Source organism: Duganella sp. SG902 (assembly GCF_013376005.1).
Classification (GTDB): domain Bacteria; phylum Pseudomonadota; class Gammaproteobacteria; order Burkholderiales; family Burkholderiaceae_D; genus Rugamonas.
The window spans coordinates 24,737-50,939 of the sequence record NZ_JABMJK010000014.1 but is presented as its reverse complement, the minus strand read 5'-3'; the positions used below and the strand labels follow the sequence as shown (position 1 = coordinate 50,939).

Below are 26,203 nucleotides of genomic sequence, written 5' to 3'. Positions count from 1 at the left end.
GTCCGTGTATTCGGTAACAGGCGTCAGGCGGCGACGGCGATCATGATGTACTGCCACGGCAGCGCATCCTCCACCGCCACCACCGGATCGACGCCGCTGGCGCCGGCCATCATGCGGATGGCCGGCAGGTATTTTTCACGTGCCGGCTCGTCAACGATGCGCGCGCTGCCGCCGCTGATCTGGAAGCCGCTCTGCTGCAGCATCTCCAGCATCACGCCGCGCGTGAAGATACGCTTGCTGGCCTTCTCGATGCCGCCAGGGCCGTAGCGCAGGTCGCCGGCGTTCAGGCGCGCCTGCATGCTCCAGTGCTGGAAGTTGCGCAGGGCGACCACGATCTTGCCGCCCGGTGCGATGTTGGTGCGGATTTTTTGCAGCAGGCTCCATGGATCGTCGAGCGTTTCCAGCGCTTCGTCCAGCACCCAGCAATCGGCGCCGCGCACGTGGTCCCACAGGTCGGCGCCGGCTTGTTCGATATGCTCGTTGAACACGAAGTCGCAGTGCGGCCGCGCGGCTTGCGCCGGCGCCGGATCGGCCTCGATACCGGTGTAGTTGGCCAGCGGGTTGCGGGCGCGGTAGGCTTTTGCGAAGGAGCCGTCGCGGCAACCCAGTTCCACCACTTTGCGCGCGTTGGTCGGCACGAGGCCGAGCAGGTCGGCATTGAATTCGCCGCCGCTGCTGGGCAGGTCGTAGTGATAGCCGCCGGTGCGGATCACGGTGCCTTGCCAGTCATGCTTGATGTAGTGGCGTTTCGGCTCGCGGCTGAAGTCATCGCGCACCCAGTCCACGCCTTGCAGCAGATTGGAGGCGCCGGCCTGGTGCAGCGCGATCATGGCCGGCAGCAGCGGCGCGCCGTGCTTGATCGGCAGCGGCCACTGACGCATCACTTCCACGTTCACCAGCATGCAGGCCGGGTGCAGATAAGGGATGGCGTCCGCAGTGCCGGCCTCGCGGCTGTGGCCCGACTCGTTGACCCACTGGACATTGCCGACGCCGTACATGCCCGGCTTCAGATGGCTGTGCAGCGATTCCAGGAAGCCGGCTTTCAGGATCTCGACGTCGGAATCCAGGAACAGCACCTCGCCCGACAGGCCAAGGTGGTTGATGGCCCACGACATGCCGGGGCCGTGGTGGATGTTGTAGCCGAAGGGGATGAACTCCACATTCTCATGGCCGTCCGTGATGGCGCGGATCTGCTCCGCCACGTCCGGATTCGAACCGTCGATGATGTAGACGCGGTTGGTGTAGTGCTGGCGCAGGGTGCGCAGCAGCGCTTCGATCAGGTCCGGCGCGTTGTAGGACACGGCCACGATCGGGATCTGGTCGATGCGCACTGGCGCGGCCGGCGACTCTTCCGACGGCCGCACCGCATGCGCCGGCGTGGCCAGGCGCGGCGCGGCCGGCTTGGCCACCTTCAGCAGCGCCGCCTCCATATTGCGCACGAAGCGCGGGCTGTCGAACAGCGCGCAGGTCATGCGGTTGGCCTGCAGCTGGCGCTTCATGGCGGCGATGCGCTGCGGGTTGTTGGCCAGTTCCACCGCCTTCTCTTCGTAGTCGGCGAAATTGTAGGTGATCAGCTGCGGCAGGTCGACCGCGCGCAGCAGGCTGCCCGCCATGCGCGACGAGAAGGTCTGGCCGGCGCAGGTCAGCAGCGGCAGGCCGGCCCACAGGGCGTCGCTGGCGGTGGTGCCGGCGTTGAACGGGAAGGTGTCCAGGAACAGGTCGGCCAGCTGGTAGCGCGCCAGGTATTCGGCCGGCACCGCGCGGGTGTTGAAGATCAGGCGATTGCGGTCGATGCCGGCCTGCTCGGCGTAGCGGAACAGGTTCTCGCGCACTTCCGGATAATCGGCCACCAGCCACAGGACCGAATTCGGCACGCGGCGCAGGATGTTCATCCAGACCTCGAACAGGTCGGGCGTGAACTTGAAGTTGTTGTTGAACGAGCAGAAGACAAACGCGTCTTCCGGCAGGTTGACCGAGGCGCGGGTCGGCTTGGGCGCGATGGCGCGCTGGCGGTCGTTGATCTGGAAGCAGTCCGGCAGGTACAGCGGCTTCTCGGTGAAGTGCTCGGTCATCTCCGGCGTGATCAGGAATTCGTCGGCGATCACGTAATCGATGCCGGGCAGGCCGGTGCTGCCGGGGAAGCCGAGGTAGGTCAGCTGCACCGGCGCCGGGCGGTAGGCCAGGATCTGCGGGCGCGCGCCCAGCGTCAAGCCGTGCAGGTCGACCAGGATGTCGATCTCGTGGGCGCGGATGGTGCGCGCGGCCTGCTCGTCGCTCAGTTTATCGATGCGGATGTAGTGGTCCATGGCCTTGACCACGCGCGCGCGGATCGGCGAGCCGTCCTCGCGGCTCCAGCTGAAGGCGTACACCTCGAACTTGTTACGGTCGTGCAGCTCATATAGTTCGGCGGTCAGGATGGACACCGCGTGCGAGCAGAAGTCCGAGGACAGGTAGCCGATGCGCAGGCGGTTGTGGCCATAGCCGTGGGCGCCGGTCAGCGGCGCCACGGCGGCGTTGATCTTTTCGTTGACGAAGCGCTTGGCCGCGGCCAGCTGCATGGCCGGGTCGGCCGAGGCGCTGAGCATGGCCAGCGCCGAGGTGCCTTCCATCATGGTGGCGACCGAGATGTGTTCCAGGCCGGCGTACACCGGCCATTCGCACTGCTTCTGGCGCAGGTGGACCCAGTGCGTCATCACATTGGCCTGTTGCGGATCGACGCGCAGGCTGAGGGCCAGCATGGCTTCCGCTTCCGGGTAGCGCTTCTGGATTTCCAGCAGGCGGCCAAGGTTGTTCAGGGTCTGGATGTAGAGCGTGGTGTTGGTCTTGATATCCGGTTCGATCGGGTCGGACAGGATGGACTTCCACATGGCCAGCGCGTCGTCCGGGCGGCCGGTGCGTTCCAGCAGGGTGCCCAGGTTGAGGCGGGCCTCGACGAAATGCGGGTTTTGCGCCATGGCCTTGCGCAGCACGGCCTCGGCGCCGGCGTCGTCGCCGGCATTGGACAGCACCACGGCCAGGTTGAAGCAGGCGGCATAGGCCAGCGGCGACGGCGTGTGCTCGATCCAGGTGCGGTACAGGGCAATGGCGGCCGGCAACTGCCCGCTTTCCTGCAGGACAGCCGCTGCGCCGAACAGGTCGCCGATGGAAAGAACGCCCTGGGCGGCCATGCCCATGACGGTGCCCAGCGGGCTGTTATCGGGAACGGGTGCTGCGGGGGCTTGTACGGTCATAGCTGAGCTTGGGAACGAACCAAAAAAGGTAGGCCCTATCATACCTTTTTGTCGCTGGGTAAGGGGCAACTTTTGGCTCTGGAGCAAGACTGTAAAACCCCCGCTGCTCAACCATTCACCAGTTACGTCATTCCGGCGAAAGCCGGAATCCATGCTGAGCGTGCCATGGATCCCGGCTTTCGCCGGGATGACGTTAGCGGTTCGGGGCGGCGAACCAACTGGTGGCGTGCTCCTGTTGTTGCGGCTTGCCGGTGAAGACGGCGGTCAGGCCTTGCAGGCCCTGGGCGGCGCTGTAGTGCTTGAGGGCGTCGCTCAGCGTCTGCGTATCCACGCCGGCCGCAGGCTTCAGCACGTCCAGCTGTTGCGTTTGCGCCGCAGGTGCCGCGTCCGCGGCAGCGTAGCCGCCGATCGCATGGCTCAGGCCCGACACCTGCTGTTGCAAGGTGGCAGTGGATGTTGCCGCCTGTTTTTGCGCCAGGAACCAGACGTCGGCGCTGGCGTGCACGCTGCCGTCGGTGCTGGTGTAGCTCGACGTCAGGCCCACGATGTTGCCGTTTTGCTGGGCCAGCGCGTGGTCGGCCTGGGTGCTGATGGCGGCAATGTTGAGCTGCTCCAGGGTTTTCAGCTCGCCGGTCTGGCTGATGCCGTCCGAGTTGCCGTCCACCCACACGCGCAGGGCAGCGTAGGCGCTGTCGGCGCTGGTGATCTGGCCGTCGCCGTTGCTGTCCAGCGCGCGCAGGGCGCTGTAGCCGTCGGCCGCCTTGCCGCCGTCCGCCAGCGTGGTGGCGCCGCCGAACAGTTCGCCGCCGTCGTTGATGACGCCGTCGCCGTTGCGATCCAGGGCCAGCAGGCCGTCACGGGCGTCCACCCAGCCGGTCTGCACCGGCTTGCCTTCGCCGCGGATGTCGAACTGCACGCCGGCCGCGATGCTCAGGGTTTGTACGCCATTGCCGTCCAGGTCGAGGATCAGCGGGGTGGCGTAGTTCACCGAACCGGACGGCAGCGCCATGGTCTGCGTGACCGACATTGCCGCCACCTGCGCGCCGCTGAAGGCGTCGGCCTGCGCCACGCTCAGCGAGGTCAGCCCGGCCGTGGCCAGCGCCGGCACCTGGGTGGCGGTGAAGGCTTGCAGCTGGGCGTTGCTGAACACGATCAGCTGGCTGGTCTTGATGCCGGCCACTTGCGTGGTGGTCAGGCCGGCGATCTGGTCGGTCGACAGGTAGCCGATCTGGGCGTTGGTCAGCGCGCCGAACTGGGTGGTGCTCCACGCGCCCAGCTGGTCGGTGCTGAAGCCGTTGATCTGGGTCGCGTCCAGCGTGCTGATCTGGGCCACCTTCAGCGCGCCCATCTGCGCCGTGGTCAGGGCGCCGGCCTGGGCGCTGCTCAACGCGGTCAGCTGCGAGGCCGACAGCGTTTGGATCTGGCCAGTGGTCAGCGCGCGCAGCTGGTCGCTTTGCAGCACGCCCATTTGATCGACGGTCAGCGCCGGGATCTGGGTCAGCTTGATCGAGGCGATCTGGTCGGTGGTCAGCGCCTGCACCTGGGTGTTGGTCAGCGCGCCCAGCTGGATGGTGCTCAGGTAGCCGATCTGCGCGGTGCGCAGCGCCGCGACCTGGCCGGTGCCGAAGGCGATCAGTTGGTCGTTGGTGATGGCGCCCAGTTGCGCGCTGGTCAGGGCCTGGATCTGGTCGGTGTTCAGGCCGACCAGCTTGGCGGTGTCGATGCTGGAGATCTGCAGCGTGCCCAGCGCGGCGACGTCGGCCGTGGTCAGCACGTTCAGCTGCGCGGTCGAGAGGCCGGTGACGGCGTCCACGCTCAGCGCGGCGGCCTGCTGGGTGCTCAGCGCCTGCAGCTGGTCGCTGGTGAAGACGCCGATCTGGCTGGCGCCGATGGCGTTGATTTGCAGCGTCTTCAGGCCGCGCACCTGGGCCGTGGTCAGCGCCACGGTCTGGTCGGTGCTGAGGCCGGTGAACTGGCTGGCGCTCAGCGCGGCCAGGTCCTGGGTGTCGAGCGCGGCGAGCTGCGCGGTGTTGATGGCGGCCAGTTGGTCGCCGGTCAGCGCCTGCATTTGCGCGGTGTTGAGGCCGGTCATCTGCGCGGTGGCCAGCGCCGCGATCTGGTCGGTGCTCAGGCCGCTCGCCTGCAGCGTGGTCAGGCCGGCGATCTGCACGGTGCGCAGCGACTGGATCTGGTCGCTGGTCAGCGCGTTCAGGTTGTCGACGCTGAAGCCGTAGGCCAGCTGCTGGGTGCTGAGGGCGTAGATCTGGTCGGTGCTCAGCGCGCGTGCCTGCCCGCTGGTGAGGCCGTTGACGAGCTGGTTGGTGGTCAGCGCCGTCAGTTGCGTGGTGCTCAGGCTGTTCAGCTGGTCGCTGCTCAGCGAGGCCACCTGGGTGACCTGCAGGGCCACCACCTGGCGCGTGCTGAAGGCGTTGAGGTCGGCCGTTTCCAGCGCGGCCAGTTGGTCGTTGGTCAGCGACGCGACCTGCTGGGTGCTCAGGGTGGACGCCTGCGCGGTGGTCAGCGCGACGATCTGGTCGGTGGTCAACGCCTGCACTTGCAGCGTGGTCAGGGTCGCCGCTTGCGTGGTGCGCAGCGCCTGGATCTGGTCGGTGGTCAAGGCGGCGATCGACGCCACGCCGACACCGTAGGCCAGCTGGTTGGTGGTCAGCGCGCTGATGTGGGCGCTATCCAGCGTGACCAGCTGGTCGGTGGTGAGGCCGAGGCTGAGCTGGCTGGTGGTGAGTGCCGCCAGCTCGGTGGTGGTCAGGCTGTTCAACTGGTCGCTGGTCAGGGCCGCCACCTGGTCGGTGTTCAGCGCCACCATCTGGCGCGTGGTGAACGAGGCCAGGTCGGCCGTTTCCAGCGCGACGATCTGGTCGGTGGTCAGCGAGGTCACCTGCTGGGTGGTCAGGGTGGCGACCTGCTGGCTGCTCAGGGCGACGATCTGGTCGGTGGTCAGCGCGGCCACCTGCGCCGTGCCCAGGTAGGCGGTCTGCGCGGTGCGCAGCGATTGCAGCTGGTCGGTGGTCAGCGTGGCGATGGCGTCGCTGCTGATGCCGTAGGTCAGCTGGTTGGTGGTCAGCGCGTTCAGGTGGGCGGTGTCCAGCGCCACCAGCTGGTCGGTGCTCAGACCGTTGATCAGCTGGCTGGTGGTGAGCGCGGCCAGTTCGGCCGTGGTCAGCGCGTTCAATTGGTCGCTGCGCAGCGCGCTCACCTGGTCGCTGGTCAGCGCCACCATCTGGCGCGTGCTGAACGAGGACAAGTCCTGCGTTTCCAGCGCGACGATCTGGTCGGTGGTCAGGGCCGCGACCTGTTTGGTGGCCAGGGCGGCGGCTTGCTGCGTGGTCAGGGCGACGATTTGGTCGGTGTTGAGGCCGGCGCTGATCTGGTCGGTGCTCAGGGTGCTGAGCTGCGCGGTGGACAGCGAGGCCAGCTGGTCGGTCAGCAGTGCCTGCACCTGGTCGGTGTTCAGCAGGTTCAGTTGCGCGGTGGTCAAGGCCGCGAGGTCGCGGGTTTCCAGCGCCGCCACCTGGTCGGTGGTCAGGCCGCCCAGTTGCATGCTGTTCAGGGCGCGCACTTGCTGGGTGGCCAGCGCCACGATCTGATCGGTGCTCAGCGCGCCGAACTGGTCGGACTGCAACACACGGATGGCGCTGGTGCTGAGGACCGGGAACTGGTCGCTGGTCAGCGCAGCCAGCTGGTCGGTGCTCAGCGACACAGCCTGCGCCGTGGTCAGGGCGCCGATCTGCGCCGTGCTCAGCTGGCTGAACTGGCTGGCGGTCAGCTGGCTCAGCATGGCCGTGGTCAGCGCGGTGAAGGCGCTGGTGGACAGCGCGTTCAGCTGGTCGCTGGTCAGCGCCGCGAACTGCGCGGTGTTGAAGGCGGCCAGCTGGCTGCTGCGCAGCGAGACGAAGTCTTCGGTCGCCAACGCGCTCACCTGATCAGGGCTGAGGGCGCCGATCTGGGCCGAGCTCAGCGTGGTGACCTGGGCGCTGGTCAGCGCCACGATCTGGTCGGTCTGCAGGGCGGCGATCTGGTCGGTGTTCAGGCCGGCGAACTGCGCGGTGGTCAGCACGCTGACGATGTCGGTGGTCAGCGCCGCCACGTTGGCAGCGCTGATGGCGGCGATCTGCGCCGTTTTCAGCACCACGAAGTCGCGCGTTTCCAGCGCGTCCAGCTGGTCGCTGCTGAATGCGGCGATCTGCGCGGTGGTCAGCGCCACGGCCTGTTCGCTGCTCAGGGCCACCATCTGGTCGGTGGTGATGGCGCCGAACTGGGCCGCGTTGAGCGCGCCGATCTGCACGCTCGACAGCGTGGTGAAGTTGTCGGTGCTGATGGCGGCGATCTGCGCGCTGGTCAGCGCGTTCAACTGGCGCGTGCCCAGGTTGTCGACCTGGGTCGAGGTCAGGGAGGCGATCTGGTCGGTCGTCAGCGACGAGGCCTGGGCCGAGGTCAGCGCGTCGATCTGGTCGGTGGTCAGGTTTTGCAGCTGGTCCTGGGTCAGCGTGATCAGCTGGTTGGTGGTCAGCGCGGCGATCTGCGCGGTTTTCAGGGCCGCCAGGTTGTCGGTGCTGAGCGCCTGGAACTGGCTGGTGGACAGCGCCGCCAGTTGCGCCGTGGTCACGGCGATGGCTTGCGCCGTGGTCAGCGCGCCGACGTGCGCCAGGTCGAGCTGGCTGAACTGTTGCGTGGTCAGCGCGGCGATCTGGTTGCTGAGCAGCGCGGCCAGGTCTTCCAGTTCCAGCGCGGCCAGTTGGTCGGAGCTCAGCGCGATCAACTGCGCGCTGGCCAGCTGGCTGGCTTGCGTGGTGCTGAGGGCGATGATCTGGTCGCTGCCCAGGGCATGGAATTGCGCGCTGGTCAGGGCGTTCAACTGGGCGCTGCCGAGGTTTTGCACCTGGCTGAAGCTCAGCGCGTTGAGCTGGGCGCTGCTCAGCGCCTGCAGCTGGCTGGATCTCAGCGCGGCCAGGTCGTCGGTTTCCAGCGCCTGCACTTGCGCCGTGGTCAGCACCGCCAGTTGCTGGGTGGCCAGCGACTGGGCCTGCAGCGTGGTCAGCGCGGCGATGCGGTCCACCGTCAGCGACTGGATCTGGTCGCTGCCGAGGGCCAGCAACTGCGCGGTCTTGAGCGCGGCCAGGTCTTCCAGCTCGATGGCGCCGAGCTGGGCGGTGGTCAGCAGCGCGACCTGCGCGGTGGTCAGGTAGCCGTACTGCGTGGTGGTTAGCTGGATGATCTGGTCGCTGCCGAGCGCCTGCAGCTGCGTGCTGCTGAGCGCGCCCAGTTGGACCAGGCCGAAGCTTTGCAGCTGGTAGTCCAGCAGCGCGTTCAGCTGGTTGGTGTTGAGGGCGGCGATCTGCGCCGACTTCAGCGCGAACAGGTCGGCCGTGCTCAGCGCCTGCACTTGGGCCGAGCCCAGCGCCTGCAGCTGGGTGCTGCTCAGCGCCTGCGCCTGCGCGGTGGTCAGCGCGGCGATGCGGTCCGGCGCCAGCGCCTGGATCTGGTCGGTGCCGAGGATGGCGATCTGGGCGGTTTTCAGCGCGGCCAGGTCATCCTGCTCGATCGCGCTCAGTTGCTTGGTGCTGAGGGCGGCCACTTGCGCGCTGCCGAGCAGGGCGTATTGCTGCGTGGTCAGGGCGACGATCTGGTCGGTGCTCAGCGCCCGCACTTGCGCGCTGCCGAGGGCGTTCAGGTTGGTGCCGGACAGGGCTTGCACCTGAAGGTCGGACAGCACGCCGAGCTGGTCGCTGCCGAGGGTGGCGGCTTGCGCGGTTTTCAACGCCGCGATGTCGTCGGCCGACAGGGCCTTGATCTGCGCGGTGCCGAGCGCGGCCACCTGCTGCGTCAGCAGGGTGCCGAACTGCAGCGTGGTCAGGGCGGCGATCTGGTCGGTGCTCAGCTGCGTCACCTGGGTGGTGCTCAGGGCGTTGATCTGCGACGTCTTCATCGCGGCCAAGTCTTCCAGTTCCAGCGCTTTCAGCTGGTCGCTGCTCAGCACGCCAACGCCGTTGGTGCTGAGGGCGCCGATCTGGCGCGTGGTCAGGGCGACGATTTGCGCGGTGTTCAGCGCGGCGATCTGGGCCGTGGTCAGGCCGCCGATCTGGGCCGTGGTGAGGGCCTGGATCTGGTCGGTGCTGAGGTTGGCCAGCGAGCCGAGCGCGGCCAGTTGCGCGGCGCTCAGCGCGGCCAGGTCCTCGGTGCCGAAGGCGCCCACCTGGTCGGAGCTCAGCGAGGACAGCTGGCCGGTGGTCATGGCGGCCACCTGGTTGCTGGTCAGCGCGAATACCTGGTCGGTGCTCAGGCGCACCACTTGCGCGGTCAGCAGCGACGCCACCTGCGCGCTCTTCAGCGCGGCGATTTCATCGGTGGTGAAGGCGGCCAGCTGGCTGGTGCTCAGGCTGGCGATCTGGCCGGTGGCCAGGGCGCCCACTTGTTGCGTGGTCAGCGCGGCGATCTGCGTGGTCAGCAACGCCTGGATCTGCGCCGTGGCCAGCGACGCCAGCTGGGCCGCCGTCAGCGCTTGCAGCTGGGTGGTGGTGATGGCGTCCAGCTGGTCGCTGCCCAGCACTTGCAGTTGCGCCGTCTTCAGCGCGGCCAGGTCCTGGGTTTCCAGCGCCTGCACCTGGGCGGTGCCCAGCGCGGCCACTTGCTGCGAGGCCAGGGTCGACACTTGCAGCGTGCTCAGGCCGGCGATCTGATCGCTGTTGAGCAGGACGATCTGGCTGGTCTTGAAGGCGTTGACTTGCGCGGTCTTCATCGCCGCCAGGTCTTCGGTTTCCAGCGCGGCCAGCTGGCTGGCGCTGAGCGCCTGCAGTTGCGCGGAGTTGAGGTTGGCGGCCTGCAGCGTGGTCAGGGCCACGATCTGCTCGCTGCCCAGCGACTGGAATTGCGCCGTGCCCAGCGCGTTGATCTGCGCCGTGTTGAGGGCGCGGAACTGGTCGCTCAGCAGGGCGTCCAGCTGGCTGGTGGTGAGCGCCGTCACTTGCGCGGTCTTCAGCGCCACGATGTCGGTGGTGGAGAACGCTTGCAGTTGCGCGCTGCCGACCGCCGCCAGTTGCGTGGTGCTCAGGTTGCTGATCTGCAGGGTGCTGAGGGCGGCGGCCTGCCCGGTGCTCAGGCCGGCGATCTGGCTGGTGCCCAGCGCGGCGATCTGCGCCGTGCGCAGCGCTTGCAGGTCTTGCGATTCCAGCGCGTTCAGCTGGTCGGTGCCGAGCGCGGCCACTTGCTGCGTGCCGAGGTTGCTGACCTGCAGGGTGCTCAGCGCGGCGATCTGCGCGGCGTTGAGGCTGGCGATCTGGCTGGTTTTCAGGGCGGCGACCTGCTGGGTTTTCAGTACGGCCAGGGTGTCGGTGCCCAGGGCGACCAGCTGGTCGCTGCCGAGCAGCTGGACTTGCGTGGTGCTCAGGTTGGTCGCCTGGGCGGTGCTCAACAGCGCCACTTGCGCGGTGGACAAGGACTGCAGTTGCGCGCTGTTGAGGGCGTTCAGCTGGGCGCTGTTCAGGGCGCGTACCTGCTCACTGCCGAGGGCGTTGAGGCTTTCGCTGCCGAGGCCGCTCATTTGCGCGGTGGTCAGGGCGGCCAGGTCGCGTGTTTCAATCGCGATCACCTGGCTGGTTTCCAGCGCGGCCAGCTGGCGCGTGCTCAGGCTGGCGATCTGCTGGGTGGTCAGTGCGACGATCTGGTCGCTGCTCAGCAGGCCGATCTGGCTGGTGGACAGGACCGCCAGCTGCGCGGTTTTCAGCGCGGCGAAGTCGGCGGTTTCCAGCGCTTGCAGCTGGTCGCTGGTCAGCGCGGCGATTTGTTGCGAGGTCAGGCTGGACGCCTGCAGCGTGCTCAAGGCGACGATCTGGGCGGTGTCCAGCGCGCGCAGCTGGTTGCTGCTCAGGGCGGCGATCTGCGCCGTGTTGAGCGCCTGCAATTGCGCGGTGGTCAGCGCGTTCAGGTTGTCGGTGCTGAAGCCGGCGATTTGCAGCGTGGTCAGCGCCGCCAGGTCGCGCGTTTCGATGGCCACGATCTGGTCGCTGGTCAGCGCGCCCAGCTGGCGGCTGCTCAGGACAGCCACTTGCTGCGAATTCAGGGCCACGATCTGGTTGGTGCTCAACAGGCTGATCTGCGCCGTGCCCAGCGCGGCGATCTGCGCGGTTTTCAGCACGGCCAGGTCCTGCGTTTCCAGCGCTTGCAACTGGTCGCTGCTCAGCGCGGCGATGTGGGCGGTGCTCAGGTTGGACGCCTGCAGCGTGCTCAGCGCCGCGATCTGCGCGGTGTCCAGCGCGCCTAGCTGGCCGGTGCTCAGGGCGCCGAGCTGGGCCGTGCCCAGCGCCTGCAGCTGCGTGCTGGTGAGGGCGTTCAGGCTGTCGGTGTTGAGACTGCTCATCTGCGCCGTGGTCAGCGCGATCAGGTCGCGCGTTTCCAGCGCCACGATCTGGTCGGTGGTCAGCGCGTTCAACTGGCGGCTGCTCAGGGCCGCCACTTGCTGCGCGTTCAGGGCGGCGATCTGGTCGGTGCTCAGTTCGCTGATCTGGCCGGTGGTCAGCGCGGCGATTTGCGAGGTCTTCAGCGCGGCCAGGTCGTGGGTGCCGAAGGCGGCCAGCTGGTCGGTGGTCAGGGCGGCGATCTGCGCGGTCAGCAGGTTGCTGATTTGCAGGGTGTTCAGGGCGGCCACCTGGTCGGTGCTCAGGTTGCGCAACTGGCTGGTGCCCAGCGCGGCGATCTGCGCCGTGCTCAGCGCCTGCACCTGGGCGCTGGTCAGCGCGTTCAGCTTGTCGGTGCCGAGGCTGGCGATTTGCGCGGTCTGCAGCGCGATCAGGTCGCGCGTTTCCAGCGCGGCGATCTGGTCGCTGTCGAGCGCGGCCAGCTGGCGCGTGGCCAGCGCGGCCACCTGCTGCGAATTCAGGGCGACGATCTGGTCGGTGGTCAGCTGGGCCACCTGTTCACTGCCCAGGGCGGTGATCTGCGTGCTCTTCAGCGCGTTGAGGTCGGCGGTTTCCAGCGCCCGCACCTGGTCGCTGCCGAGGGCGGCGATTTGCGCGCTGGTCAGGTTGGACGCCTGCAGCGTGCTCAGGCCGGCGATCTGCGCCGTGCCCAGCGCCTGGATTTGCGCGGTGGTCAGGGCGGCGGTCTGCTGGGTTTTCAGCACGGCCAGCAGGGCCAGTTCCAGCGCGGCGATATTGGTGGTGCCGAGGCTGGCGATCTGGGCCGAGGTGAGCGCGCCGAGGTCGGCGCTTTCCATGGCGTTCAGCTGGTCGGTCGAGAACGTGGCCAGCTGGCGTGTGGTGAGCGCGGCGGCCTGTTGCGAGCTCAGCGCCACGATCTGGTCGGTGGTGACGGCGGCGATCTGGCTGGTGCTCAGCGCGTTGAGCTGGCTGGTTTTCAGCGCGGCCCAGTCGGCGGTGGTCAGCACCGCCACTTGCTGGGTCAGCAGGTAGCCGACCTGGGCGGTGGTGAGCGCGCCGACCTGCGCCGTGGTCAGGGCGGCCAGCTGGGCGCTGCTCAAGACCTGCACTTGGTCCGAGCTCAGCTGCACGATCTGCGCCGTGCCCAGCGCGGCCACCTGGGCCGGCGTCAGGGTGGCGAGGCCCTTGGTGCCCAGGCCCAGCAGCTGGCTGGTCTTGAGCGCGGCGAAGTCCTGGGTTTCCATCGCGGCCAGCTGGTCGGTGGAGAGGGCGTTCAGTTGCGCCAGCGTCAGCGCGGCGGCCTGGCTGGTGGTGAGCGCCACGATCAGGCTGGTGTTCAGCGAACCGATCTGGTCCGAGGTCAGGCCCGCGATCTGGCTGGTTTTCAGCGCGGCGAAGTCGCGCGTTTCCAGCGCGTTGACCTGGTCGGTGGACAGCGTGGCCAGGTCGGCCGTGCTCAGCACGCCGATCTGGGCGGTCGCCAGCGCGACGATCTGGTCGGTGGTGAGGGCGGCGGCTTGCGCGGTGTTCAGGGCGGCCAGCACGGTGCTGGTCAGCGCCGCCACTTGCGCGGTGGTCAGCGCGGCCAGGGTGCCGGTGGCCAGCGCGCCCACCTGTTTCGATTGCAGGGCGGCCAGGTCGGAACTGGACATGACCACGATCTGGTCGCTGGCCAGCACGGCGATTTGTTGCGAGCTCAGCGCTGCGACCTGCTGCGAGGTCAGCGCGGCGGCCTGGTCGCTGCTCAGCGCGGCGATCTGCGCGCTGCCGAGGGCGGCGATCTGGCTGGTCTTGAAGGCGGCCAGGTCCTGCGTTTCCAGCGCGCCCAGCTGGTCGGTGGACAGCGCGGCCACCTGGCGCGAGGTCAGCACGCCGGCTTGCGCGGTGCTCAGGGCCACGATCTGGTCGCTGGTCAGGGCGCCGATCTGCGTGCTGTTCAGGGCGGACAGCACGGTCGAGGTCAGCGCGGCCACCTGCGCGGTGGTCAGCGCGGCCACGGCGTTGCTGCCCAGGGCCAGCGCCTGTTGCGAGTTGAGGGCGGCCAGGTCTTGGGTTTCCAGCGCGGCCACCTGGTCGGTCGACAGCGCGGCCAGCTGGCGGGTGGCCAGCGCGGCCACCTGCTGCGAGCGCAGGCCGGCGATTTGCGCGGTGTTCAGGGCGCCGATCTGGGTGCTGCCCAGCGCGACGACTTGGGCCGTGTTGAAGGCGGCCAGATCCTGGGTCTCCAGCGCGTTGACCTGGTCGGTGGTCAGCGCGGCCACCTGGCGGGTGGTCAGGGCGGCGCTTTGCAGCGTGCTCAGGGCCACGATCTGGTCGGTGCTCAGCAGGGCGATCTGGCCGGTGGTGAACGAGCTCAGCACGGCGGTGCTCAGCGCGGCGATCTGGGCCGTGGTCAAGGCCGCCACCGAGTTGCTGCTCAGCGCCGCCACCTGCTGCGATTGCAGCGCGGCCAGCGCCGACGCCTGCAGGGACAGGATCTGGTCGCTCGACAAGGCGGCCACCTGGCGCGTGGTCAGCGCCGCCACTTGCTGCGAGCTCAGGCCGACGATTTGTCCGGTGCCCAGCGCCACCAGCTGGGCGGTGGTGAGGGCGACGATTTGCGCGGTCCTCAGCGCGGCCAGGTCGGCGGTTTCCAGCGCGGCGATCTGCGCCGTGCCGAGGCTGGCGATTTGCTGCGTGGTCAGCGAGGCCGCTTGCGCGGTGGTCAGGCTGACGATCTGGTCGCTGTCGAGCGCGGCCAGCTGGCGCGTGGTCAGGCTGGACAGCAAAGCGGTGCCCAGCGCGGCCACTTGCGCGGTGCTGAGGGCGGCGATGCCGGCGGTGCCCAAGCCGTTCAACTGGCTGGTGCGCAGGGCCGCCAGGTCGCGGGTTTCCATGGCGGCCAGCTGGTCGGTCGACAGCGCCGCCAGTTGTTGCGAGCTCAGCGCATTGGCTTGCAGCGTGCTCAAGGCAACGATCTGGTTGGTGCTCAGCGCGGCCACGGCGCCGGTGGCCAGCGCGGCGATCTGCTGGGTTTTCAGGCTGGACAGCGTGTCGGTGCCGAGCGCGGCCGCTTGCAGCGTCGACAGCGCGGCGATCTGCTGGGTGCCAAGGCCGGCGGCTTGCGCCGCGCTCAGGACGGCGACCTGGTCGGTATCCAGGGCGGCCAGCTGGCGGGTTTGCAGCGCGCCGATCTGGGCCGAGGTCAGCGAGGCCACCTGTGCGGTGCCCAACGCGGCGATGCCGGCGCTGCTGATGGCGGCGATCTGCTGGCTGCGCAGGGCGGCCAGGTCTTGCGTTTCCAGCGCCGCCAGTTGCGCCGTGCTCAGCGTGGCGATCTGCTGGGTGCCGAGATTCGATGCCTGCGCCGTGGTCAGCGCGGCGATCTGGTCGCTGCCGAGCGCGGCCAGTTGTGCGCTGCTCAGCACGGTCAACTGCGCGGTGCGCATGGCGGCCAGGTCGCGGGTTTCAATCGCGGCGATCTGGCCGCTGCTCAGCGCCTGGACTTGCGCGGTCTGCAGGGCGGCGATCTGCGCCGTGTTGAGGGCGACGATCTGGTCGGTGCTCAGGGTGCGGATCTGCGCGCTGGGCATGGCGGCGATTTGCGCGGTGCTCAGCGCGGCCAGCTGATCGGTGCTCAGCACCGAGGTGGTGGCGGTGCCCAGCGCGGCCACTTGCTGGCTCTTGAGCGCGGCGAAGTCCTGGGTCTCCAGCGCGGCCAGCTGGGTGCTGGTCATCTGGCTCAGCTGCTGGGTGGTCAGCGCCACCATGTGCTGGGTGCTCAGCGCAACGATCTGGTCGGTGCTCAGGATGACGAACTGGCGCGTGGTCAGCGCGGCGATTTGTTGCGTGCTCAGCCCGGCGATCTGGTCGGTGCCCAGCGCGGCGATCTGCGCCGTGGTCAGGGCCACGATCTGGCTGGTCTTCAGCGCGCGCAGGTCGCGGGTTTCCAGCGCGGCCACCTGGGCGCTGCTCAGGCCGGCGATCTGCGCGGTGGTCAGGGCGCCCGCCTGCAGGGTGGTCAGGCCGATGATCTGGTCGCTGTCGAGCGCGGCCAACTGGCTGTTGCTGAAATTGGAAATCTGCGCGGTGGTCAGCGCGGCCACCTGATCAGTGCCCAGGGCGGCGATGTTGGCGCTGCTGATGCCGTTCAGCTGGCTGGTGCGGATGGCGGCCAGGTCCTGGGTTTCCAGCGCGCGCACCTGGTCGCTGCCGAGGGCGGCCAGCTGCTGCGAGCTCAGCGCGTTGGTCTGCGCGGTCTTCAGGGCGACGATCTGGTCGGTGGTCAGGGCGGCGACGCCGGCCGTGGTGAAGGCGGCGATCTGTTGGCTCTTCAGCGCGGCCAGGTCCGGCAGTTCCAGCGCGGCCACTTGCGCGGTGCCAAGGGCGGCGATGAGCTGGGTGGCCAGGTTGGACGCCTGCTGCGTGGTCAGGGCCGCCAGCTGGTCGCTGCCGAGCGCGTTCAACTGGGCGCTGCCCAGCGCGTTCAGCTGCGCAGTCTTCAGCGCGGCGATGTCTTGCGTCTCCATCGCGGCCACTTGCTGGCTGCTCAGGGCCTGCACTTGCGCCGTGGTCAATGCGGCGGCTTGCGCCGTGCTCAGGGCGACGATCTGGGCCGTGCCCAGGCTGCGCACCTGCGCGCTGGTCAGCGCCGCGACTTGCGCGGTGGTCAGCGCGGTGATCTGGTCGGTGGCCAGCGCCGCGATGGCGGCGGTGCCGAGGGCGCCCAGTTGCTGGCTCTTCAGCGCGCGCAGGTCTTGCGACTCCATGGCGGACAGCTGCGCGCTGGACATCTGGCCCAATTGCTGGGTGGTCAGCGCGGCCGCCTGGGCGGTGGTCAGGGCGACGATCTGGTCGCTGTTGAGCGCGGCGAATTGCTGCGTGTTGAGCGCGGCCAGTTGCTGGGTCTTGAGGTTGGACAGGCCGTCGGTGCCGATGGCGGCCAGTTGCGCCGTGCTCAGCGAGTTGATCTGCAGCGTGCCGAGGTTGGCGATCTGTTTGGTGCTGAGCGCCGCCATCTGCGCGGTGCTCAGGGCGTCCAGCTGGGTGATGGCGAGCGCGTTCAGCTGCCTGGTGCCGAGCGCGCCGATGTCCTCGGTTTCAATCGCGGCCAGCTGCGCCGTGGTCAGGTTGGCGATCTGGCTGGTCTGCAGCGCGGCAAACTGGTCGGAGGTCAGGGCGACGATTTGCTTGCTGGTCAGCGTGTGGAACAGGTTGGTGTTGATGGCGGCCACTTGCGCGGTGCGCAGGGCGGCGATGTCATCGGTGGCGATGATGGCGAACTGGCTGGCCGTCAGGGCGTTCAGTTGCGCGGTGGTCAGGGCGGCGAACTGGTCGGTATTGAGGCCGGCCGTCAACTGGTTGGTCGTCAGTCCGGTCAACTGGTTGCTGGCCAGCGCCTGCACCTGGCGCGTGTTGAATCCGTAGCCGAGCTGGTCTGTGCTCAGCGTTTGCAGGTTCTGCACCGACAATGCCCGGATCTGATTGCTGCTGAAGAAGGCGAGCTGCTCCGTGCCCCAGGCGGTCATCTGCAGGGTCGAGAGCAAGCCGATGTCCGCAGTCGTCAATAAAGCGATCTGATTGCTCTGCAGGCCGGCGATTTGTTCGGTGGTTAAACCAGGGATTAAAGATGGCATGTTGAATATTCTCCTGACGGAAGAATATAGTACCGCCAAACGGGCTTATCCAGAGAAAAAACACCGATTCAGCCCTCAAATCTTGGCCTGAAAACAATGACTTAGCGTTGATTGACGGGGCGGTTTCGCCGCCTATTTTTGATCCGGAAATAAGTATTCTGGAAACACTGTAAGATGCGGTTTCGCGCTTATCCTTTATTTTCACGGCCATGCTGCAAACTCCCGCCACATTTACCCCGCTGATCCGTCCGCAAAACCATGCCGATACGTTGACATTTGTGTACCATCGCGGCGAGTTGCTTTTGCGCAACAGCAATCTGGGCTTGCCGGACGCAAGCGAGCTGGCCGCGCTGAATCTGGCGCCCGAGCGCATCCATCCGCTGGGGCTGTGGGAAGGGCGGTACTACCAGGCCGCGTGGCTGGACCAGCCGGCGCTGCCGGGGCCGGATTTCGGCTACCACGGCCTGCGTTCGCTGTTCGGCGCGCTGGACGACGGCTTCCTCGGCCTGGCCGGGCGCGCCTACCAGCTGGCCGAATGGGCGCGCACCCATCGCTACTGCGGCGCGTGCGCGACGCCGTTGCGGTTGCTCGAGGGCGAGCGCTGCTACAAATGCCCGGCTTGCGGGCACGGCGCCTATCCGCGCATCTCGCCGGCCATGATGGTGCTGGTGCGCAAGGGCGAGCAGGTGCTGCTGGCCCTGCACACCAACTCGCCGTACAAGCGCTACACCGCGCTGGCCGGCTTCCTCGAGGCTGGCGAATCGGTGGAGGAGGCCATCCACCGCGAGGTGTACGAGGAGGTCGGGCTGCGCGTGCACAACCTGCGCTACTTCGGCAGCCAGTCGTGGCCGTTCCCGCATTCGCTGATGATCGCCTACACCGCCGACTACCTCGACGGCGAGATCCGCATCGACCCCGCTGAAATCGCCGACGCCCGCTGGTTCGGCACGGACGACGAATGGCCGGAGTTGCCGGTCAAGGTATCGATCGCGGCCAGGCTGGTGGACGCCCACCGGCCCAAGCGGTAGGGCCGCAGGTCCGATATACTGTCGGGCAATTTTAAAAAAAGGTGTTTCAACATGTCTCAAGAATTTACGGAAAACGACTGGCGCCGACTGATCGCCAGCATCGGCGAAGACCCGGACCGTCCGGGCCTGCTGGAAACGCCGGCCCGCGTTGCCAAGGCGTGGAAGCACTGGACCTCGGGCTACGACCAGGACCCGGCCACCCTGCTGAAGGCGTTTGAGGACGGCGCCGAGCAGTACAACGAATTCATCATCGTGCGCAACATCCCGGTGTACAGCCACTGCGAGCACCACCTGGCGCCGTTCTTCGGCAAGGCCACCATCGGCTACATCCCGAACGGCAAGATCGTCGGCCTGTCCAAGCTGACCCGGCTGGTCGACTGCTTCGCCAAGCGCCTGCAGGTGCAGGAACGCATGACCATGCAGATCGCCAACGCGCTGATGGAAGTGCTGGAGCCGAAGGCGGTGGGCGTGGTGGTCAAATGCCGCCACCTGTGCATGGAAAGCCGCGGCATCCGCACGCCGGGCGAGGAGACCGTCACCTCGGCCATGCTGGGCGAACTGCAGCCCAACCTGGCGATGCGCACCGAATTCCTGGCGCTGGCCAAGGACTGAGGCGCATGGCGGCGATAGAATGGCTGGGCGGCACGCTGGCGCAGGCGCAGGCGTTGGCGCGGGAACAGCGGCGTCCCCTGTTCCTGTACTGGGGGGCCGTGTGGTGCCCGCCGTGCAACCGCGTCAAATCCGACATCTTCGCGCGTGACGAGTTCGCGGCGCGCACGGCATCCGTGCTGTGCTACCAGCTCGATGGCGACGGCGCCGGCGCCCAGGCGCAGGCCGCGCGCCACGGGCTGCGCAGCTACCCGACGCTGGTGCTGTTCGCGCCGGATGGCGGCGAGATCACCCGCCTGCCATGCGAGCTCGATGGCGAGTTGTTCGTCAGCGCCTTCGACACCGCGCTGGCCGTGCACCGGGCCGGCTCCTCGGCCGCCGCCGCGCTGGAAGCGGCCCTGGCCGGCGCGCGCGCGCTGAGCGCGGACGAGTGGTCGCTGCTGAGCCACTACTCCTGGGATACCGACGAAGCCAGGCTGCTGGGGACGCGCGCGTTGGCGCCGACCCTGTCCGCGCTGGCCGGGACGGCGTCGGCCGGCGGCCACGCCGATGCCGCCGCGCGGCTCGGCCTGCACGCGCAACTGGCCTCCGGCGTGGGCGACGCGGCGGCCCTGCTGGCCATCCTGGCCGACGCGCGCATGGCGCGCGCCAACCTCGACATATTCAACGACCACGGCCTGCAACTGGTGAAGATCGCCGGCCGGCGCGAAGAGCTGGCGGCCGCCCTCGGTGGCGTGGCCGCGCAATGGGCCGACGATCTCTGGTTCAGCCTGCCGGACCGCCTGATGGCCGCGCGCCTGCAACTGCGGATGGCGCGCCTGCTGGCGCCGTCGCAGGGCCTGCAGGAACGGGTGCGGGCGCGGGTGGAGCAAGCGCTGGCCGAATCGACCGATCCCTACCAACGCCACACCCTGGTCAACACCGCGGTGAGCGCGTTGAACGACGCCGGCTTGACGGCGCAGGCCGAGCAAGTGCTGCTGGCCGAATTGCCGCGTTCGCACTCGCCGTACTACTTCATGCTGAGCCTGGCGGCCGGCGCCAAGCGGCGCAACGACGTCGCCGGCGTGCTGGACTGGTATGGCAAGGCATGGCAAGCATCGGTGGGGGCGGCCACGCGCATCCAATGGGGCGTGACCTACCTGAACAGCCTGCTGGAGCTGGCGCCGCAAGACAGCGCGCGCGTCGCGCGGGCGGTCGAAGGCGTGCTGGCCGACCTCCAGGCCGCCGGCGACGATGCCCGCCAACAGCGCAACCTCAGCCAATTGCAAAAACTGGCGTCGAAACACGCCAGCCTCCCCGCCGCCCTCCGCGCCTAAACTCCGGGGTCAGGTCCTCCATTTCTACACGAGCCCTGCAGTAGGCGCGCCTACTGCAGGGCTCGTGTAGAAATGGAGGACCTGACCCCGGATCAGCGGCGCTGGAATTCGGCGTTGTCCTTCCATTTCGGCGCGTCCTTGGCTTGCGCGGCCTGGTGGCCGGCCTGGAACAGCAGGGTGATGTCTTCCACCGCGCCGGCGGTGTTCCAGCTGGCTTGCACGGTGTCGTTGACGGTGTGGTACTGGTGCGCGGTGTAGTACAGGGTCTTGCTGGCGCTGCTGCGCAGGTAGATGGTCGGCACGCCCACGCGCGCGAATTCCAGCTGGTCGCCACGGTAGTAGCTGCCATAGCTGACGTTGCTGTCGGGCTTGACCACCCGCCCTTGCCGCGCCGCGATCGCCGCCACGATGTCGTCCGCGCTGGATTTGCCCATGCCGCTCAGCTCAACCTCGCGCGTGCGCCCCCACAGGTTGACGCCGTCGATGTTGATGTTCAGGACCGTTTTGCCGATCGGGTACAGCGGGTGGCGCACGTAGTATTGCGCGCCCAGCAGGCCGCGCTCCTCGGCCGTGGTGGCCACGAACAGGATGCTGCGCCTGGGCGCCGCCGGCAGCGCCTTGTAGGCCTTGGCGATTTGCAGCAGCGCCGCCACGCCGCTGGCGTTGTCGACCGCGCCGTGGAAGATTTGCTGCGTGCGCGGCCCCGGCAGGGTTTCGTCGATGCCGAAATGGTCCCAGTGCGCGGTGTAGACGATGACTTCGTTCTTCAGCCTGGGGTCGGAACCCGGGATGCGCGCCACCACGTTGTGCGACGCCACCTCCCGCGTGGCGTTCACGGCGGTGAGGTTGATCTTGATGCCCAGCGGCACCGGCTTGAAGTCGCGCGCGGCGGCGCGCTGCTTGAGCTCCTTGAAGTCCAGCCCGGCCGCCTTGAACAGCTCGCACGCGCGGTCCTGCTGCAGCCAGCCCGCCATCGCCGGCAGGTAGGGTTCCGGCTCCTTGTCCTTGAGCGCGAAGTTTTCACGGCCCCAGCCATTGACCACCACTTCGTACGGGTAGCCGGCCGCCTTGGTCTCGTGCACGATCAGCGCCGCCGCCGCGCCCAGCTTGGCCGCGATCTCGTATTTGTAGTTCCAACGCCCGTACCAGGTGACCGCGTGGCCGCCGAAGACGTTGGCGTCCAGCTGCTTGGGCCGCCTGGGATCGGGCACCGGCGGGTCGTTGATCAGCATCACCAGGGTCTTGCCCTTGAGATCGGCGCCCTTGTAGTCGTCCCATTTGAATTCGGGCGCCTGCACGCCGTAGCCGACGAACACCAGTTCGGATTCGCTGATGTCCAGGTTGGGCTGCGGCCGCGCGGTCCACGCCACGTAGTCGTCGCCGAATTTCAGCTGCTTGCCGCCGTAGCTCAGGGTGGGGTGGCTGGAGATGCCGACCAGCGGCACCGCCTGCAGGTAGGTGCCGTCCGGGTTGCCCGGCTCCAGCCCGAGTTTCTTGAATTGCTCCTGCAGGTAGTCGATGGTCATTTTCTCGCCCTGGGTGCCGGGCGCGCGGCCTTCGAACTCGTCCGATGCCAGCGTGCTGATCTGTTCGACCAACTGCGCGCCGTCGATCGGCAATGCCGCGGCGCGCGCTGCGCATGCGCATAACGCCAGGATCGCTGTCGACTGGGGCAATTTCATGTGGCGAAGGATTGTTAATATGAATTCACCATTCTGACACATTTCGTTGCTTAAGAACACTACCATGTGCATGGCACAGATCGGATAAATGAATGGTTTTGAGCGAATATTTGCGCTTTTTAATCGGAATTTTTAATACTAAGATGACTCCATCGCATTCCTCTTAAGGAGCATCACCATGAACACCAAAGCCATCCTCGCCGCCGTTGCCCTGCTGACCGCCGCCGGCGCCACGTTCGCCGCCGACACCAACGAAGCCGCCTTCGACCAGGCCTTCCGCGACAACACCGCCAGCACCCTGACCCGCGAACAGGTCAAGGCCGAAGTCATCGCCGCCCGCAAGGCCGGCCTGCTGGACATCAACGACGCCTACCCGGACCCTTCCTTCATGACGCCGCGCGCCAAAAACGCCGAGGTGAAAGCCCAGCTGGCCGCCAAGCAGAACAAGGAAAGCAGCGCCCGTTAAGGTTCAGTGAGTTTCAAATAAACCACAGCGGAGCCCACACGGTCCGCTTTGGTTGTATGCTGGTTTCCATAAGACAATCAGGGAGACCAGCATCATGAATAAATTGTCATTTCAGCAGAAATTGTGGGTGCCGCTGATTTGCAGCCTGCTGTGCATCACGGCGATTTTTGTGTTTGAAACCATCCAGACCCGCAACATCCGTCTGGAGGAGCGCAAGAACGATTTGCGCAACGTCGACGACATGGCGCTCAACATCGTCAAGCAGTTCGGCGACAAGGCCGCCGCCGGCACCCTGAGCAAGGAAGAGGCGCAAAAGCAGGCGATGGATGTGATCCGCGCGCTGCGCTACGCCAAGGACGGCTATTTCACCATCAGCAACGGCACGCTGTCGCTGATGCATCCCATCAAGCCGGAAAACAATGGCAAGGACCTCACCGACCTGAAGGACCCCAAGGGCACCTACGTCTACCGCGCGATCGCCGCCACGGCCGCCCTGCCGGAAGGCGGCGGCTTCGTCAGCTATTACTGGTCGCGGCCCGGTTCGACCGAGCCGGTGCCCAAGCTCAGCCGCGTGGTGCGCTACGATCCGTGGAACTGGGCGCTGACCACCGGCGTCTACACCGACGACATCGATGACGCCTTCCGCGCCGCGCTGTTGAAGTCGGCCGGCTGGCTGGCGGCGGTGTGCGCGCTGCTGTGGGTGATCGTCAGCTTCGTCAACAAGAGCCTGCGCCACACCATCGGCGGCGACCCCGAGTACGTCGGCCAGATCACGCGGACGATCGCCGACGGCGACCTCAGCGTCGAGATCCGCACCCACGAGTCGGACACCGGCAGCATCCTGCGCTCGGTGAAGACCATGCAGCAGCGCCTCGCCGAGACCATCGGTGAAATCCGCCAGAGCGCCGAGACCATCGCCACCGCGTCGAGCGAGATCGCGACCGGCAATATGGACCTGTCGGCGCGCACCGAGTCGCAGGCCAGCTCGCTGGAGGAGACGGCCGCCTCGATGGAGGAGCTGACCTCGACCGTGAACCAGAACGCCGACAACGCGGTGCAGGCCAACAAGCTGGTGCAGTCGGCCTCGGAGGTGGCCGAGCGCGGCGGCAAGGTGGTGTCGCAGGTGGTGCAGACCATGGAGACCATCAACGCCTCGGCCACGCGCATCGTCGACATCATCAGCGTGATCGACGGCATCGCCTTCCAGACCAATATCCTGGCCTTGAACGCGGCCGTGGAGGCGGCGCGCGCGGGCGAGCAGGGCCGCGGCTTCGCGGTGGTGGCGTCCGAGGTGCGCAACCTGGCGCAGCGCTCGGCGGCGGCGGCCAAGGAGATCAAGGAGCTGATCAACGCCTCGGTGGACAGCATCGGCGCCGGCAGCGCGCTGGTGGCCGAGGCCGGCGCCACCATGGACCAGGTGGTCGCCAGCGTGTCGCGCGTGACGCAGATCATGTCGTCGATCACCGATGCCTCGAGCGAGCAGAGCACCGGCATCGGCCACGTCAACATGGCGATCACGGAGATGGATTCGGTGACGCAGCAGAACGCGGCGCTGGTGGAGCAGGCGGCGGCGGCGGCCGGCAGCATGCAGGAACAGGCGGCCACGCTGGCCTCGCTGGTGGCGCGCTTCAAGCTGGGTAATGAGCAGCAGGTGGCGGCGGCGCCGCGTGCGCGGCCGGCCGCGCGGTCGGCGTCGCGCCAGATGGCGCTGGTGCGCTAGCGCCGCCCGGAGACGCCGTATGGGCTCCCGCCTGCGCGGGAGCGACGCTTATTTGCTGTCGGCGGGGACGGTTTCGACCACGGCGGCCTCATACACGAACTTGTTGCCGTCCGAACGGAACACGCCCATCAGTTCGCCGCCGTCGCCCTTCACATCGGGATACTGGGTGCAGGTCTGGGTTTCGACCTGCCACATCTCCTGCCCCGCGCGCAGGGTCCAGACATTGTCGCCGCCCGACAGCAGTTCGATTTCCACGTCCTCGGCCGGCATCTCGGTCAGCTCGATGCGGCGGATGCAGTCCGGCAGGCGCTGCATGATCAGCTCGACCCGGCTGTCGCTGCTCCAGAAATGCTTTTGCGCCCGGTGGATGGTCAGCGCGTGGTTGCCGACCGGGCCGTCCGCGTAGTAGGACGCGGAGTCATCCACGCAGGCGGCCAATAGCAGGGGCATCAAAACAATCAGGGTGTTGCGCATGGGCTTTCCAGGGTGGGCTATCGATTTGGTAACATTATAGCGGTCCCGCGCGCCATGCCCGTGTTGAAGAAGCCCACCACCTCGGCCAGCGCCGCCGCCTGATCCTGCATGCTCTGCGACGCCGCCGCCGCCTGTTCCACCAGCGCGGCGTTCTGCTGCGTGACCTCGTCCATCTCGGTGATGGCCAGGTTGATCTGCTCGATGCCGCTGGTCTGCTCGCTGCTGGCGGAGGTGATCTCGCCCATGATGTCGGTCACGCGCTGGATGCTGGCCACGATGTCGTCCATGGTCTTGCCGGCCTCGTTGACCAGGCGCGAGCCGTCCTCCACGTTGGCCACCGAGGCGTCGATCAGCTCCTTGATCTCGCGCGCGGCGGCCGAGCTGCGCTGCGCCAGGTTGCGCACCTCGCTGGCGACCACGGCGAAGCCGCGCCCCTGCTCGCCGGCGCGCGCCGCCTCCACCGCCGCGTTCAGCGCCAGGATATTGGTCTGGAAGGCGATGCCGTCGATCACGCCGATGATGTCGACGATACGGCGCGACGAGTCGTTGATGCTGCCCATGGTGCGCACCGCCTGCGAGACGATCACGCCGCCCTTGCTGGCCACCTCCGAGGCGGCGCGCGCCAGCGTGTCGGCCTGGCGCGCGTTGTCGGCGTTCTGCTTGACGGTGGAGGTCAGCTCCTCCATCGACGATGCGGTCTGCTCCAGCGAGCTGGCCTGGTGCTCGGTGCGCGACGACAGGTCGAGGTTGCCGGCGGCGATCTCGCTCGACGCGGTGGAGATGGTATCGGTGCCCTGCAGCACCCGGCCCACCACCTGCAGCAGGCTGTCGTTCATGGCCTTGAGCGCGCCCAGCAGGCGCCCGGTCTCGTCGCCGGAGCGCACCTCGATGTGCGACGACAGGTCGCCGGCCGCCACCGTTTCCGCCACCCGCACCGCCTCGTTCAGCGGCACCGTGATCGAGCGCGTGATGAACCACGCCACGCCGCCGCCCAGCACCAGCGCCAGCAGGCCCAGCACCGTCATCAGCGTTTGCGTGTTGTCCAGCGTGGCCTTGGCGTCGTCGCCGGCCTGGCGCGCGCTGGCGGTCTCGTAGGCCAGGATCTCGTCCAGCACGCCCAGCACGCCGCCCAGGCTGGGCGCCGCCACCTGGGTCAGCTGCGTGGTGGCGTCCTGGATCTCGCCATCCTTGCGCAGCTCGATCACCTTGTCGTTTTCCACCGCGCCCTTCTTGAGCAGCTCGTCCAGCCTGGCCAGCAGGGCTTTTTCCTTGTCCTCGGTGGCCATGTCGGCCAGGATCTTGCGCGCGTCGCCATAGCGCTTGCGCGCCTGGGCGATGCGTTCCAGCTCGGCGTTCATTTGCGGCGTGCCGGGCACCACCACGATGTTGGTCAGCGCGAGCGTGATGCCGCGGACGTTGTCCACCATCTTGTTGGCCGCCTCCATCTTGACGTTCTTGTCGGCGATGATGTCGTGCGTGCGGTTGCCGATGTGGCGCATGGCGCTGAGCCCGAGCACCACCGTGGCCACCAGCAGCACCAGCACGATGCCGAAGCCGATGCCAAGACGGGTTCCGATTTTGAGATGAGTGAGCGACATGGGCGGCCTTTCTGTGCACGGCGAGCGAATCTGGTGGAACATTGATTGTTCCCGAATCCGCTCATCCGTGCCACC

10 protein-coding genes are annotated in these 26,203 nt (G+C 67.6%); 5 read left to right on the top strand and 5 right to left on the bottom strand.

Going from position 1 to position 26,203, the window contains the following annotated elements; genetic code table 11:
• Positions 1 to 23 precede the first annotated feature (23 nt).
• Entirely contained in the window at positions 24 to 3,230 is a 3,207-nt protein-coding gene (locus FHW83_RS24200; RefSeq protein WP_176648923.1) for a methyltransferase domain-containing protein, read from the bottom strand.
• Positions 3,231 to 3,423: 193 nt separating this feature from the next.
• Positions 3,424 to 17,235, bottom strand: a complete 13,812-nt coding sequence (locus FHW83_RS24195) for an S-layer family protein (RefSeq protein WP_176648922.1) — start codon at positions 17,233 to 17,235, stop codon at positions 3,424 to 3,426.
• 209 nt (positions 17,236 to 17,444) lie between these two features.
• Between FHW83_RS24195 and nudC the strand changes: the two genes are divergently transcribed.
• The 3 genes from nudC to FHW83_RS24180 are packed head-to-tail and all read left to right on the top strand — an operon-like array spanning position 17,445 to position 20,188.
• Entirely contained in the window at positions 17,445 to 18,263 is an 819-nt protein-coding gene (gene nudC / locus FHW83_RS24190) for an NAD(+) diphosphatase (RefSeq protein ID WP_176648921.1), read from the top strand.
• A gap of 51 nt (positions 18,264 to 18,314) precedes the next feature.
• Entirely contained in the window at positions 18,315 to 18,875 is a 561-nt protein-coding gene (folE, locus tag FHW83_RS24185) for a GTP cyclohydrolase I FolE (protein ID WP_176648920.1), read from the top strand.
• Between the two features lie 5 nt (positions 18,876 to 18,880).
• Entirely contained in the window at positions 18,881 to 20,188 is a 1,308-nt protein-coding gene (locus FHW83_RS24180) for a thioredoxin family protein (protein WP_176648919.1), read from the top strand.
• Between the two features lie 92 nt (positions 20,189 to 20,280).
• Here FHW83_RS24180 and FHW83_RS24175 read toward each other — a convergent pair whose 3' ends face one another.
• Positions 20,281 to 21,870 carry a M28 family peptidase gene (locus tag FHW83_RS24175; RefSeq protein ID WP_176648918.1) on the bottom strand — a complete coding sequence of 530 codons (1,590 nt, stop codon included), beginning with the start codon at positions 21,868 to 21,870 and terminating at the stop codon, positions 20,281 to 20,283.
• Between the two features lie 178 nt (positions 21,871 to 22,048).
• Here FHW83_RS24175 and FHW83_RS24170 point away from each other — a divergent pair, with 178 nt between their 5' ends.
• Both FHW83_RS24170 and FHW83_RS24165 read left to right on the top strand, forming a co-directional pair.
• Complete coding sequence (locus tag FHW83_RS24170; RefSeq protein ID WP_176648917.1) at positions 22,049 to 22,336, top strand: DUF4148 domain-containing protein; 288 nt, start codon at positions 22,049 to 22,051, stop codon at positions 22,334 to 22,336.
• A gap of 94 nt (positions 22,337 to 22,430) precedes the next feature.
• Positions 22,431 to 24,056, top strand: a complete 1,626-nt coding sequence (locus FHW83_RS24165) for a methyl-accepting chemotaxis protein (RefSeq protein WP_176648916.1) — start codon at positions 22,431 to 22,433, stop codon at positions 24,054 to 24,056.
• A 48-nt stretch (positions 24,057 to 24,104) separates the two neighbouring features.
• Here FHW83_RS24165 and FHW83_RS24160 read toward each other — a convergent pair whose 3' ends face one another.
• Together FHW83_RS24160 and FHW83_RS24155 are read right to left on the bottom strand one after the other, a co-directional pair.
• Positions 24,105 to 24,530, bottom strand: a complete 426-nt coding sequence (locus tag FHW83_RS24160; protein WP_176648915.1) for a hypothetical protein — start codon at positions 24,528 to 24,530, stop codon at positions 24,105 to 24,107.
• A 17-nt stretch (positions 24,531 to 24,547) separates the two neighbouring features.
• Entirely contained in the window at positions 24,548 to 26,128 is a 1,581-nt protein-coding gene (locus FHW83_RS24155; protein ID WP_176648914.1) for a methyl-accepting chemotaxis protein, read from the bottom strand.
• Positions 26,129 to 26,203 lie beyond the last annotated feature (75 nt).